Below are 15,569 nucleotides of genomic sequence, written 5' to 3'. Positions count from 1 at the left end.
GTTTTTGAAAAGCTTAAACAAGGAGAAACTTTATTAACACAATACCGTTTGCGTAAAAAAGACGGCAGTTTTATTTCGACAGAACTCAGCACAAAAAAGATAGCTGAAGGTCAATTTTTGAACATTGTAAGAGATATTACCGAGCGTAAACTTGCCGAACGTAAAATTCAAGAAAGTGAAACAAAATACCGTTCTTTTTTTGAAAACAGTATGGATGCTATTCTATTAACTAGTTTAGATGGCAAAATACATTCAGCTAATCCAGCGGCTTGTGCTATGTTTAGCTATTCAGAAGAAGAAATTATTAAGTTAGGGAGAGAAGGATTAACAGACTTTACAGATCCTCGTGTAGCAATTTTAATATCCGAAAGGGAAAATCATAAAAAAGTGAAAGGTGAGATCACTTTATTACGCAAAGGTCGCATTCCTTTTGAAGCAGAAATTTCATCGGCAATTATTGATCATGTTTCTAAAAAAAATGATGAAATAAAGTTTTCTAACATGATTATTCGAGATATTACAGAACGTAAACAAGCTGAAAAATCTTTAGAGAAAAGTGAAAAAATACTTTCTTTTATATTTAATAATCATTCTGATATGCAAATATTGGTTAGTACAGATGATGATGACGAATTTCGACTGGTTGCCATTAATAAACCCTATTTAGCAACTACAGAACTTTTAGGTATTGATCTTGATGTGAATGATGTTATAGGAAAACCCGTTCGTGTATTAAATAAAGTAATTGGATTAAGTGATGAATATTATGAGGCTACCATTGCTAAATATAAAGAAGTAGTTAACACAGGTAAACCAATTAACTTTTTGGAGAGTTTAGATATTTCAGGGCAAATTTTTACGCTTGAAATAACCTTAAGCCCAGTAATGAATGAGAATGGTGAATGCCAATATTTATTATATAATTCACATAATATTACCGAACAAACAACAGCAACAAGAGCATTAATTGAAAGTGAAGAAAAATTTAAACAAATATTTTTAACTAGTCCAGATTTTGTTACAATTACTCAAATTGAAGATGGAAAATATATTGATATAAATGAAAACTTTATAAATACAACTGGGTATACTCGTGAAGAGATTATTGGTAAAACGGCAATTGAAATGAATATTTGGCAAGCTATTGATGACCGAAATCGTATGCTTTCTAAATTAAATGAATTTGGAAAAGTTGAGAATATGGAAGTAAAATTTATTTTAAAAAACGGAGATGTTATTGACGGACTAATGTCAGCAGCCCATTTGATAATAAATAATAAACTTCATATTCTTACCATAACAAGAGACATTACCGAACTTAAACAAGCTGAAAGAGCCTATAGAGAATCTGCCTCAAATTTAAGATCTATGATAGATAATCGAGAGGATTCTATCTGGTCTATAGATCGCGATTTTAACTATATTATATTTAACAGTGCTTACGAGAAAATTATAAATAGTCAATATAATATTGAGCTTAAAAAAGGCATGAGTTCTACGGAGAATCTCAATGAAGAAGAAGCCCATTTTTGGATACCTTTATTTGAATCTGTCTTTAAAGGTGAAAATATTACATTTGAATTTTCTCATGTATTGAACGATGAAATTCGTCATTTTCAAACTTCTTTAAATCCGATAATAGAAGATAATATAATTACTGGAGCTTCTAGTTTAAGCGTCGATATAACAAATCGAATACTGATGGACGAAGCCCTTAAATTATCGGAAGAAAAATTTGAGAAAACATTTAGATTAAGTCCTTATATGGTTTCACTAAGTACCTTTGAAGGACAAATAATAGAAGTTAATGATAGTGTTTTTAACACACTTGGTTACACTAGAAAAGAGCTTCTAGAGAATATTACTACTGAATATCCTATTTGGGTAGATCAAAAGGAACGGGAAAAATTTGCGAATCTTTTAAAAACAGACGATTCCTTGCATGAAATGGAAGTACAATTTCGTAAAAAATCTGGAGAAATATGTGATTATTTATTATCTGCATGTGTTATTGAAATAAATGAACGAGAATTATTTCTTAGCATAACACAAGATATTACAGATCGTAAAAAAGCAAAAACGGCCTTAGTAAATGAAAAAAACTTACTAACTGCCATTATTGAGAACATTCCGGTTATGCTTACCCGTTATGACCCAGAAACGAATATGCTTTATTTAAACAAAGCGTTTGAAGAAAAAATAGGTTGGAAAACAAAAGAACTTGAAGCAATTAATTTGATGGAAAAGGTATATCCGGATCCAAATTATCGTGAAGAAGCCTTGGCTTATATGCAAGAATCTACTACCGATTGGAAAGAATTTCAAATTTATTCTAAGGCCGGAGAAGTAATTGATTCTGAATGGTGTAATATTCGCTTAGATGACGGAACCCAAATTGGTATTGGAATAGACATTACTGAGGAGAAAAAAATTAAAACTGAAATTACAACTCTAAATACTGAACTCGAAAATAAAGTAAAGCAACGAACTTTTCAACTTGAATCTATAAATAAAGAATTGGGAACTTTTACGTATTCTGTTTCGCACGATTTAAAAGCTCCTTTGCGAGGTATTGATGGGTATAGCAAATTGCTTTTGGATATTTACAAACCAGAATTAAACGAAGAAGCACAATCATTTATCGAAAAAATACGAAGTTCTACACTACAAATGAATCAAATTATTGACGATCTTTTAGATTATTCGCGTTTGGAAAGAAGTCAGTTACAAATTGGAAAAATAAAAATTAAAGAGTTGATTAAATCTGTACTTTCAATGTATACAGAAGAATTAGAAGCAGGTTATTTTAAACTAAATACGAAAATCGAGGATATTGAAATCGTTGCTGATTCTAAGGGATTGGTTATAGCTTTTCGTAATCTTGTTGAAAATGCCATAAAATTTACCAAAGGAAAAACCAATCCTACTATAAAAATTGAAATTAAAGAAACCGAGTTGTCTTGGATTATAAGTGTTAATGACAATGGAATTGGTTTTGACATGCAATATCATCATAAGATTTTCGATATTTTTCAACGTTTACAAAGAGTCGAAGATTTTCCTGGAACGGGTATAGGTTTAGCTTTAGTAACTAAAGCTATGCAAAGAATGCAGGGCAAAACATGGGCTGAAAGTGTCCTTGATGTTGGTTCAACTTTTTATTTAGAAATCCCTAAAAATCAATAATATGGCATTAGAAAACATTCAAAAACCAATTTTACTTGTTGAGGATAATCCTATTGATTTGGATCTTACATTACGTGCTTTTGCCTTAAAGAATATTTCAAATCCCATTCAGGTAGCCAGAGATGGTGAAGAAGCTTTAAGCTATTTTGAACGATGGGAAAATGGAGAACCAAAACCTATTGTTATACTACTTGATATAAACATGCCCAAAATTGACGGTCTAGAAGTACTTAAAAAATTAAAGGAGCATCCCGATTTTAAAATAATACCAGTGGTAATTTTAACTACTTCATCCGAATCAGCCGATTTACAAAAAGCTTATCAATTGGGCGTTAATTCATATATTATAAAACCAATAAGTTTTGAAAATTTCCTTGATGTAGTAGGTCATATAGATTTGTATTGGAGATTAACGAATAAGCCTTTATAAAAAGCATTAAACCTATATAGTATAATTAAAACATAGATTATATGAAAATATTACTCCTTGAAGACAATTTTTCCGATGCCGATTTAGTAAAAATAGGTTTAACAAGACTTATTCCAGATGTGCATATCGAGCATGCTTGCACATTAAAACAAGCTAGACTTATTTTACAAACTACCCCTAGCTTTGATATTGCCCTTTTGGATGTGAATTTACCCGATGGGAATGGTATTGAATTTCTTATGGAAATTAGACAACAGCATTTGAATTTCCCCGTTGTTATACTAACAGGATCAGGTGATGAAGAATCCGCTGTTACAGCCCTTAAAATAGGAGCCGAAGATTATATTTTAAAGCGAAATGATTATATTTCTAAACTTCCCGAAATACTAAATCAAGCTATACTTAATTTTAAAAAGAATGCCTTAAAAAAAGCAGAAGTTATTAATGTGTTGTACATTGAGCATCATGCTGCTGACATAGATTTTACACTGCGCCATTTTGCACAATATGCTCCTTTTATTCATATTGACGCTATATCTAATGCCGATGAAGCTTTACTTAAATTAAAAGACACCGAAAAATATAAGGTAATTTTAATGGATTACAGGTTGCCTGGAATGGATGCTTTAGAATTGATAAAGACTATTCGTCAAGAACTAAAATTAGATACTCCAATAATTTTAGTTACTGGTCAAGGATGTGAAGAATTAGCTGTTCAAACACTAAAAATTGGAGCCAATGATTACCTGACTAAAAATGAAGATTATTTAATTAGACTTCCAAGCCTTATAATCAACTCTTATCAACACTGGGAGTTAAAAAGAAAGCATGAAGCTCAAATAGAAAGTGAATCTAAGTACCGTCTGTTAGCAGATAATTCTGCGGATACTATCTTTGCGCTCGATATGGACCTTAATTATACTTATGTAAGTCCAGCAGTAAAGACTTTGCGGGGGTTTGAGCCCGAAGAAGCTATGAAGCAACAAATAAGCGACGTATTAACACCTTCTTCTTATCAAAAAGCAATAAAACTATTATCAGAATTACTTTCAGAGGCTTCCTACCTTAAAAATAGTGAAGTTGTTCAAAAATCTATTGAGTTGGAGATGTTTCGAAAAGACAATTCAACTGTTTGGACTGAAGTAAAAGCATCCCTGATTTTAGACGATAACAAAAACCCTATTGGTGTTTTGGGAATATCTAGAGATATTTCTGAACGCAAATTAATTTCAGATAAGTTATTGCAACTTTCTCGTGCTGTAGAGCAAAGTCCAACACTTATTGTCATAACTAATACAAAAGGTATAATTGAATATGTTAACCCAAAATTTAGCGCAATAACGGGCTACTCTTTAGAGGAAGTGATAGGAAAAAATACAAATATTTTAAAGTCGGGTCATACATCTCCTTCTGCATATAAAAAAATATGGAAAACAATTGCTTCTGGTGGAGAATGGAAAGGCGAATTTCTTAATAAACGAAAAGATGGCAGTTTGTATTGGGAAGAAGCTTCAATTACTTCTATTAAGAATTCAGAAGGAGAAATAACTCATTATCTTGCTGTAAAATCAGATATTACCGAAAAGAAAAAAAACATTGATGAACTTATCATTGCTAAAGAAAGAGCAGAAGAAAGTGACCGACTGAAATCGGCCTTTTTAGCCAATATAAGTCACGAAATTAGAACTCCCATGAATGGTATTTTAGGTTTTTCTGAATTGCTTAAACAACCCAACCTTACTGGCGATGAACAGATAAAATACTTAAAAATTATCGAGAAAAGTGGAAATCGAATGCTGAATATCATCAATAATATTGTTGATATTTCTAAAATTGAAGCTGGCTTGGTAGAATTAACAAATTCTGAAACAAATATAAATAATCAAATAGATTATGCTTTCACCTTTTTTAAACCAGAAGCTGAGAAAAAAGGAATTCAACTTGTTCAGAATCCTACCTTGCAAAAACAAGAAGCAATTATTAATATTGACCGCGAAAAATTATATTCTATTCTATTAAATCTAATTAAAAATGCTATAAAATATTCCGATAAAGGTACAATCGAAATTGGGTATAAATTAATAAAAGCCCAAAAAGAGCCTTTTATAGAATTTTACATCTCCGATACGGGTATTGGTATTTCTACTGACCAGCAAGAAATGATTTTTGAGCGATTTATTCAAGCAGATATTTCTGATAGAAATGTAAGACATGGAGCAGGTTTAGGTCTTTCTATTTCGAAGGCATTTGTAGAACTTATGGGAGGTGCCATTCGTGTTGAGAGCAAAGAAGGTATTGGCTCAACTTTTTATTTTACTGTACCTTATTCTCCTTCAAAAGGTATAGTAAAACAAGAAAAAGAACCTATTACCTCTATTGATTATGGAATTCCTAACAATCTAAAAATTCTTATTGCAGAGGATGACGAAATCTCAAAAAAACTCTTAACTTTTCTACTTAAACCAATAGCTAGTGAATTATTGATTGCTCGAAATGGTCAAGAGGCTGTTGAATTATATAAAACCAACCCTGATATTGACATTATTTTAATGGACATACAAATGCCAATAATGGATGGATTTGAAGCAACACGACAAATCAGACTTTTAAATAAAAATGTAAAAATTATTGCACAAACTGCTTTTGCCTTATCTGGAGATGAAGGAAAAATTAAAAATTCAGGTTGCAACAGCTATATCAACAAACCTATTAAAAAAGAAGCTCTATATTTGGCTATTAAAGAAAATCTGCAATAAGCTCTATATTCCTTCAAAAGTTTCTCTAACATACGAATCACTTTACTAAATTATTTTAAACAATGCCTGAAACGAATTATAACATAAAAGGTTTAAGCATGGAACAGGTAATTTCTGCAAGGGAACTCCATGGTCAAAACAAATTAAATTACAAACAAGAGAATACGGTTTTAGATGCCCTAAAAAATTTAGCTAAAGAACCCATGATTCTTTTGTTATTAGTGGCATCAATCATTTATTTTGTAAGTGGAAATATTGGTGATGGAATTTTTCTATCCTCAGCCATTATTATTGTTTCAGTTATTGCTTTGTTTCAAGATTCGAGAAGTCGCAATGCCTTGCAAAAATTAAAAAATCTATCACAACCTCATTGTAAAGTCATTCGAAATGGAGAAACTATTGAAATTCCAAGTGAAGAATTAGTGGTTGGAGATAGTATGGTTGTTGAAGAAGGGACTTCCATTTCAGCTGATGGAACTATTATACATTCTAATGATTTTTCGGTGAATGAATCTATCTTAACTGGAGAATCGATGGCTGTTTTTAAAGACAAAGATGGAGACGAACCTTTTGTGTTTAATGGTACTTCCGTAGCTAGTGGATTAGCCATAATAACCATTACACATATTGGAAACGAAACCCAATTAGGAAAGATTGGTAAGAGTTTAGAAAGCATTGAAGAGGAAAAAACACCTTTAGAATTGCAAATTAACAATTTTGTAAAAAAATTAGTTTTTGTTGGTGCTGTTGTCTTTGTAGTGGTTTGGGCTATTAATTATTTTCATTCGTATGATATATTAGACAGTTTATTAAAGGCATTGACTTTGGCCATGAGTATTTTACCTGAAGAAATTCCGATGGCATTTACAACGTTTATGGCTATTGGTGCTTGGAGATTGATGCAAAAAGGAATTGTTGTTAAGCAAATGAAAACAGTCGAAACATTAGGTTCAGCAACCGTTATTTGCACCGATAAAACCGGAACTATTACTGAGAACCGAATGAGTTTGGCTAAAGTTTTTTCGCTAACTACTCAAAAAATAGTTGCTCCAGAAGAAACAAATACTACAGAAAAAGACCTGATAACTCTTGCCATGTGGGCTAGTGAACCTATTCCGTTTGATCCGATGGAACTTGCCTTGCACAAAGCTTATAGCGATTTTACATCAGAAGATGAGCGACCTCATTTTAAGCTAGTTCACGAATATCCATTGGGTGGGAAACCTCCCATGATGACACATGTTTTTCAGAATGAATCAGGAAAACGAATCATTGCAGCCAAAGGAGCACCTGAAGCTTTAATGGCTGTTTCTACTTTATCTAAAGAAGAAAAGGAACAAATTAGTAATGCCATAGAAACAATTACTAAAGAGGGTTACCGTGTTTTAGGCGTAGCAGAAAGTACCTTTGAAGGGACTGATTTTCCTCCAACACAACAAGAGTTTCAATTTCAATTTAAAGGTATTGTCGCTTTTTACGATCCACCTAAAAAGAACATTACTAAAGTATTAGAGGATTTTTATCAAGCAGGAATTGCTGTAAAAATAATAACAGGTGACAATGCTGCAACTACCATGGCCATTGCAAAACAGATCGGATTTAAAGGCTATGAACATAGCTTAACGGGTGATGAACTAATGCAATTATCAGATGCTGAATTGCAAGAAAAAGTAATGCAAACTACTATTTTTACCCGAATGTTTCCTGAAGCAAAATTAAGAATCATCACAGCATTAAAAGAACAGCATCAGATTGTTGCCATGACAGGTGACGGTGTTAATGACGGACCTGCTTTGAAAGCAGCACACATTGGCATAGCAATGGGTAAGAAAGGAACAGAAATAGCCAAACAAGCAGCTTCCTTAATTTTATTAGAAGATGATTTATCTAAAATGGTAGATGCCGTTGCGATGGGTAGAAAAATTTATTTTAATCTTAAAAAAGCGATTCAATATATCATTTCCATTCACATTCCCATAATTCTGACTGTATTTATTCCTTTGGCTTTAGGATGGATTTATCCAAATATATTTTCACCGGTACATATTATATTTTTGGAATTAATTATGGGACCTACATGCTCTATTGTTTTTGAAAATGAACCGATGGAGAAAAACACTATGTTGCAGAAGCCAAGACCTTTTACAGCCACTTTTTTTAATTGGAAAGAGCTAACAACGAGCATTATTCAAGGATTAGCTATTACGGCAGGAACACTTTTTACGTATCAATATTCTATTTATTTAGGCTTTAATGAAGCCCATACCCGAACCATGGTTTTTACTGCTTTAATTGCATCTAATGTCTTTTTAACTTTAATAAATCGTTCTTTTTACTATTCTATTTTTACTACTTTAAAATATAAAAATAATATGGTTTTACTAATTATTGGAATCACGATAACCCTTACTGGACTAATGCTTTTTGTAGCTCCTTTATCTGCTTTCTTTGGATTTGTCAATTTAACGTTCACTGAATTTATTACTTGTATTGGAATTGGTTTTGTATCTGTAATTTGGTATGAATTGGTAAAAATAAGAACTAGGATGAAAAGTAGTCCTATTAAGTAGAGGAGGAGTAGTGTTTATTGATTTAATCCAAGTGTTATCGTCCAGTTTATACATGCATTGCCAATAAGTTTTTTGCCTTTTCAAGGTCTATTCTTTTTTATTTTTGTAACTTTAAAGAATAGCTAGATTTTAAGAAATTAAGCTATAACTATTTAATTTTTAAAGAATTATTTTAAAATAAAAAAAAATGAAAACACAAAAAAACTTAGGCATATGGATGGATCATGCCACTGCTCAACTGATAGATTTAAATGCTGATAAAGAAACTAAAGTTATTACTTCAGATTTTACTATTGAGACTAAAGAAGAAGCTTTAAGTAAAAGTGAAAAAAGTATGCACAATAAGAGACAGCAAATGCATGAAGCTTATTATAAAGAAATTGGTAATTCAATTTTAAACTATGATCATTTGCTTTTATTTGGTCCTACAAATGCTAAAACCGAACTGCATAATTTCTTGAAGCAAGATTCGCACTTTAAGAATAAACAAATCGATGTTGAAGCTGCTGATAAAATGACCGATAATGAAAAAGATGCTTTTGTAAAAAAACATTTTGAAAATTAGTTAGTGACCGTTTTTAATAGTTAGATAATACTGTTTAGTAAAAAACAATCATACAAAGAGGTTTAACCTGTTTTTATGGTTGTTTTTTTTTAAATTTGACTTTTTTAAAGTAGTTTTAAAAAACAAATATATTTTACTTTACATACTTTTAATTAAAGCACTATAAATGACCAATTTTCCTGTTATTACTTCGACATTATCTGAAAAGGATTTAGGTGTTTTTATTCAAGAAAAATATACCTTAGGAGAAGGCTTTACTTGTAAATTATTTAGAACAGGTATTAATCATACATATTTTATGGCTGATGCTTTCTCTAAGTATGCTGTCAGAGTATATTGCTACAAATGGCGAACTAAAGAGGAGATAGAAGCAGAGTTAAGTCTTTTGCTGATATTGAATCAAAATAAGCTTTCGGTTTCTTTTCCCTTAGCGGATAAAAATGGAGAGTTGATACAAGAAATTAATGCCCCCGAAGGACTTCGTTATGTAGTGCTTTTTTCGTTTGCTGAAGGTAAAAAAATGCGGTTTATGAGTCAAGAAACTTGTTCAGCTATAGGTTCTTTAATGGCTAAAGTTCATCAAGTTACAGAGCGGAAAGAAATAAATCGAATCACTTATAATCTTGATGTTTTACTAAATAAATCCTATCAAAACTTAAAACCTTTTTTTACAGAAGATTTGAAAGCCATGCAACTGATTAAACAAATGAGTTCTTCTATTTCTGAAACCTTTACAGCAACAAAATTTTCTGCTACACAAAAAGGGATAGTTCATTTAGATATTTGGTATGATAATTTGAGTGTTACTAACGCTAACGAAATCACCCTTTTTGATTTTGATAATTGTGGTAATGGAGCCTTAATTTTAGATGTAGGTTATTTTTGTAAACAATTGTTTTTTATAGAAACAGACAAAGATATTTATGAATCAAAAGTGGCAAGTTTCTTAAACGGTTACCAAAAAGAAAGGCCTTTATCGGATGCAGAAATTCAATTAATTCCAGAAGCAGGAGCTTCTATTTTTATCCATTATCTTGGCGTTCAAGCCCAACGCTTTGATTGGTCTAATATCTTTTTGACAGAAAATTATCTTAACATGTTTGTGGGAAGAATAAAAGCATGGCTTGATTATTATGAAAAATAGAATGTAAAAAAAAGTATTTATTACTACTATTTGGTGCTTATTTGTTTTTTTTAAAGCAAAACATTGAAGTTTATAATTTTTTAATATACATTTGTTTTTGCAGTTGTTATGTTAAACAATGAACTATAAACACACTAAACACTATATTTAAAACCAATTACCATGAAAAAACTTTCTATACTTTTAGCTATTATCTGTTTGACGATTGGACAGTTTTCATTTGCCTGTGATTGCAACAGTCAAGATGAATTTAAAAAAGCAGCTCCTCAATCAGAATTTGTAGCCTTGGTAAAAGTGACCAAATATTTGACTTATAAAAATATATATGGTGTTGAAACCCCTATTTCGATGGAACTTGAAATTATTGAAACTTATAAAGGCAAAGAAAAGAAAAGAAAAATCACAGTTTGGGGTGGAGACGTAAATATTTGTAGACCTATGTTAAACAAATTTAAAAAAGATCAATACTATGTTGTTGCTTTAGATAAAGTAGTAGAAAATTCTAATGGAATCTCTCATCCAGGAGAAAAGAGTTCTGATTATTTTATTGCTCAATGTGGTGAACGTTGGCTAAATGCAGATGTTAAAAGTGGTACTGTTACAAATTGGATTACTGAAGAAGTTAAAACAGTTAGTCTTAAAGAAATAAAAGCTATTTTTTTAAAGGACTAAGTACTATTTATGCCTTAAGCATATTATATTTATTATAGTTACTTCTCAAATTTATTATAAAATTTGAGAAGTTTTTTTTTACGTCTAATTTTAAACTTATATCTATATGCCCGTTAAAAACCTTTCCCTTTCGGAAATCTCTTTCACAAGAATTGATTCTTATCCTAATAGGCCTACAATTGTGTTTCTACATGATTCTTTAGGTAGTATTGCGTTGTGGAGAGATTTTCCAGAAAAAATAGGTGAAATGTCACAATGTAATGTACTTATTTACGACCGACAAGGGTATGGAAAGTCTTGCGGCTTTTCTTATGAGCATCGCGAGAATACTTATATGGAAGACGAAGCGGATATTTTAAATGATTTATTAGACTATTGGAAGTTAGACCAAGTTATTTTATTTGGACATAGTGATGGAGGTTCTATAGCCTTGTTGATGGCAGCCAAATATTCCACAAGAGTTATGGGAATTATTACAGAAGGAGCTCATGTTTTCGTGGAAGATTTTACGATAAAAGGAATTAAAGAAGCGATACAACTTTACGAAACATCAGATTTAAAAGTAAAACTAGAAAAATATCATGGTTCTAATACGGAAGCTATGTTTTGGGCTTGGGCAGGAACATGGAATAAGAAAGCGTTTTTAAGTTGGAACATAGAACCTTTTTTATCTAAAATTCAATGTCCTTCTTTAATTATTCAAGGAGAAAAAGATGAATATGGTTCCATAAAACAAGTAGAAAGTATAGTAGAACAGGTTAGTGGTTCAGTAGAAAAGTATATGATACCAGCAATTGGCCATACACCCCATAAAGAAGCTACGGAGAAAGTTTTTTCTAAAACTACTGCTTTTATTAAAACATTATTTTAATTTTGAGTACAGTATCATAAGTAATTACATATTAGCATTAAAACTATGAAATACGAATGCGGAATAGTGCTATCTGGAGGAGGTGCAAGAGGTATAGCGCATTTGGGAATCCTAAAAGCCTTAGAAGAATTTGGCCTACAACCTTCAATTATTTCGGGTACAAGTGCTGGAGCTATTGTTGGAGCTTTTTACGCCAAAGGTTTAGGTATAGATGAAATAATTTCCATCATAAAAAACGGTCATTTTTTTAATTTCTCAAACTTGAACATTGTAAAACAAGGTTTGTTTTCTATGAAAGGTTTTGAAGATATCTATAAAACCTATTTTAAAAACAATTCCTTTGAAGATCTTAAAATTCCTCTTTTTATTGCAGCAACAGATATCTTAAAAGGAGAAATTAATTATTTTTCAGAAGGTGAATTATCCACTTCTTTACTCGCTTCAAGTTGTATTCCAGTGTTGTTTCAACCCGTACATTATAGAGGAACTCATTATGTGGATGGTAGCGTGTTAAATAATTTTCCTATTGAACCTTTGTTGGATAAATGCCATAAAATTATCGGAATTAATGTAAATTCCATAAGTAAAGTAAAACAAGAAATACCCACTAAAAACATATTGGACAGAAGCTTTCACTTGGCTTTAAACAGTACTAATAGCCACAAATTTAAGCTATGTGATTTGTATATTGAACCTCCAAAAATGAGTCAGTTTGGCTTATTAGATTTAGATAAAATTGATTTGATTTATAAATATGGTTATCAACATGGGTTATCTCTTGAAAAAGAAATAAAAGAGTTGATGAATACTATTAAATAATAGTGTCTTTTTGATATAAATGATAGCTATGCTCTAAAATAGTCTTCATTCTATTTCTGAGTCTTTCAGGTTTTAGTACTTCACCTTTTAAAAATGTAATCCTTCACTTACTGGGTTTCAAATGCCATAAACTTTTTCTAATCTAAAAATTATATAATTAATACGGTTAATTGTGTAACACAGTTTATTGCTACTATTACTACATTGCAAACTCTTCATTAAGTCATTATACTCTCTTTGACTTACTTATTCAAAACCATAAAATTGAAGCATTCATTTAGAAATGCTTTCAAAATAGTAGAGGAAAAGTTCCTCCTACTAAATACTATAAAAAATTTATTATTATGTCTATTCAAACCGTAAATCCAAACACAAACAAAACCATAAAGTCATTCAAAGAAATGACAGAAACAACAGTTGACGCTAAGGCAGCTAAAGCCCAAGAGACTTATTTAGATTGGAAACAAACCAGCTATTCAGAAAGAGCTGATTTGTTAAAGAAAGTAGCGACACTTATGCGAATTAGAAAAACAGAACTCGCAAAAACCATCACCTTAGAAATGGGTAAACTAATTGCCGAAGCAGAAGGAGAAATAGAATTAAGTGCCGATATCTTTGATTATTATGCAAATCATGGAGAAGAATTTCTTGCCGATAAGGTTCTAGATCCAGAACACGGATCTGCTATTGTTCGCAATAATCCCATTGGAGTCTTGTTTGGGGTGATGCCTTGGAATTTTCCTTACTATCAAGTAGCTCGTTTTGCCGCTCCAAATATTATGGCGGGAAATACTATTTTGCTTAAGCATTCGTCTATCGTTCCACAATGTGCCGCTGCTATTGAAGAACTTTTCGAAGAAGCAGGAGCACCTGAAGGATTATATACCAATTTATTTATTTCTGGTGAACGCGCTTCCGAATTAGTTGCTGATAAAAGAATTAAAGGAGTTTCATTAACAGGAAGTGAAAAAGCAGGTGCGAGCATTGCCACGGAAGCCGGAAAACATTTGAAAAAAGTGGTACTAGAGTTAGGTGGTAACGATGTGTTCATTGTATTAGAAGATGCTGATATGGACAAAACGGTAGAATGGGCAGTTGTTGGCCGAATGAATAATAACGGTCAATGTTGTGTAGCCTCTAAACGATTTATTGCAGTCGAATCAATTGCTGATGAATTTATTCAAAAATTCAAGGACAAATTATCGAAAATGATAGTAGGCGATCCAATGGATGCAAAAACAGAATTAGGTCCGTTAAGCAGTGAGGAAGCCGCAGTACATTTAGCCGATCAGGTACAACGTTCCGTTGATGCAGGGGCAAAAGTTTTATTAGGAGGAAAACGTCCCGATCGTGAAGGTGCCTTTATGGAGCCAACAATTCTAACCGATTTAAACCCAGATATTCCAGCTTATCATGAAGAATTATTTGGGCCAGTTGCCTCATTCTATGTGGTAAAAGACGAACAAGCTGCTATTGATTTGGCTAATGATTCTGAATACGGTTTGGGAGGTTCAATCTTTACACAAGATATTGAACGTGGTAAAAGATTAGCGGATCAAATTGATTCAGGTATGGTTTTTATCAATCATCCTACTTGGACGAAAGAAAATTTGCCTTTTGGTGGAACTAAAAATTCAGGATTTGGTCGTGAACTATCAGAATTAGGTATACATGAATTTGTAAACAAAAAACTAATTCGTGTTAGTGGTATAAATGATCCTTTTTAATTATTAACACTATGAAAAACAACACTTCTACTTCTCTAACTCAGGATATATTTAGAGTTATACTAGCACTAAGTATGATTTTTGCAGGAATTAGTCATCTTACATTTTTCAGAATTGATTTCCAAGCTCAAGTTCCAAATTGGGTTCCAATGAGCAAAGATTTAGTGGTTATTTTATCTGGAATTGTTGAAATAACTCTAGGTCTTGCTGTGCTTTTTTGGAAGAACCAACGGATTACTATTGGATGGACTTTGGCCGTTTTCTTTGTCTTGGTCTTTCCTGGTAACTTAGCCCAATATTTAAACGGAACAGATGCTTTTGGTTCTTTAGATTCAGATAATGCCCGGCTTATTCGACTTTTCTTTCAGCCTGTCCTAATAGTTTGGATCCTATGGTCGTCAGGGGCATGGCAATCTTGGAGGAATTCAAAGCATACATTATAATTCAATCAAAAATTAAAACAACAGAAATGCAAGCTTTACAAATAAAAAAATTCTAATTATAAAATTAATTCCTACTTTTGCCCTTGAAATGAAAACACAATACCAACATATCAATTTACTAGTTATAACTAGAAATTTCCGTTCAGCAGGAAGGTTTCCTGTTGTAGGATATGGTCGTTTGGGTTGTTTTAAATCAATTATTAAGTAGTAAAAAGTAATTTTTTTATAAAATATAGTCAAAACGTCCTTTACAAAAAGGGCGTTTTTTTTGTTTAAAATGGTTTTGAAGAGGCAATTCGACAGGCTCGGTGTGACATAAATATGAATAATTAGATGCTGAATCACTGAAATAAATTCAGCGCAAGTATGTTAAACCTAAAAAGAAA

General features: G+C 31.7%; 11 protein-coding genes. All 11 read left to right on the top strand.

What is annotated here, in order from left to right; translation table 11 throughout:
- The first annotated feature begins 48 nt into the window (after positions 1-48).
- A complete protein-coding gene (locus AACZ53_RS09065; protein WP_339837343.1) occupies positions 49-3,186 on the top strand; it encodes a PAS domain S-box protein in 3,138 nt (1,045 codons plus the stop codon).
- 1 nt (position 3,187) lies between these two features.
- Complete coding sequence (locus tag AACZ53_RS09060; protein WP_339837340.1) at positions 3,188-3,616, top strand: response regulator; 429 nt, start codon at positions 3,188-3,190, stop codon at positions 3,614-3,616.
- Positions 3,617-3,657: 41 nt separating this feature from the next.
- A complete protein-coding gene (locus tag AACZ53_RS09055) occupies positions 3,658-6,372 on the top strand; it encodes a response regulator (protein WP_339837337.1) in 2,715 nt (904 codons plus the stop codon).
- A 98-nt stretch (positions 6,373-6,470) separates the two neighbouring features.
- Positions 6,471-8,942, top strand: coding sequence for a cation-translocating P-type ATPase (locus tag AACZ53_RS09050; RefSeq protein WP_339837335.1), 2,472 nt, complete (start codon positions 6,471-6,473; stop codon positions 8,940-8,942).
- Between the two features lie 187 nt (positions 8,943-9,129).
- Complete coding sequence (locus tag AACZ53_RS09045) at positions 9,130-9,507, top strand: hypothetical protein (protein ID WP_339837334.1); 378 nt, start codon at positions 9,130-9,132, stop codon at positions 9,505-9,507.
- 166 nt (positions 9,508-9,673) lie between these two features.
- Positions 9,674-10,651 (top strand): phosphotransferase, encoded by a 978-nt coding sequence (locus tag AACZ53_RS09040; protein WP_339837332.1) that lies wholly within the window; start codon positions 9,674-9,676, stop codon positions 10,649-10,651.
- Positions 10,652-10,813: 162 nt separating this feature from the next.
- Positions 10,814-11,323: a hypothetical protein gene (locus tag AACZ53_RS09035; RefSeq protein ID WP_339837329.1), complete on the top strand. Its 510-nt coding sequence runs from the start codon at positions 10,814-10,816 to the stop codon at positions 11,321-11,323.
- Positions 11,324-11,429: 106 nt separating this feature from the next.
- Complete coding sequence (locus tag AACZ53_RS09030) at positions 11,430-12,194, top strand: alpha/beta hydrolase (protein ID WP_339837326.1); 765 nt, start codon at positions 11,430-11,432, stop codon at positions 12,192-12,194.
- Positions 12,195-12,239: 45 nt separating this feature from the next.
- Positions 12,240-13,013 (top strand): patatin-like phospholipase family protein, encoded by a 774-nt coding sequence (locus AACZ53_RS09025; protein ID WP_339837323.1) that lies wholly within the window; start codon positions 12,240-12,242, stop codon positions 13,011-13,013.
- A 344-nt stretch (positions 13,014-13,357) separates the two neighbouring features.
- Positions 13,358-14,740, top strand: a complete 1,383-nt coding sequence (locus tag AACZ53_RS09020) for an NAD-dependent succinate-semialdehyde dehydrogenase (RefSeq protein ID WP_339837321.1) — start codon at positions 13,358-13,360, stop codon at positions 14,738-14,740.
- An 11-nt stretch (positions 14,741-14,751) separates the two neighbouring features.
- Positions 14,752-15,183, top strand: coding sequence for a hypothetical protein (locus AACZ53_RS09015; protein WP_339837319.1), 432 nt, complete (start codon positions 14,752-14,754; stop codon positions 15,181-15,183).
- Positions 15,184-15,569 lie beyond the last annotated feature (386 nt).

Origin of the sequence: uncultured Flavobacterium sp., from assembly GCF_963975005.1 — a bacterium.
GTDB lineage: Bacteria > Bacteroidota > Bacteroidia > Flavobacteriales > Flavobacteriaceae > Flavobacterium.
Note: the sequence above shows the minus strand (reverse complement) of the source record. Positions and strands in the feature narration are given on the sequence as shown.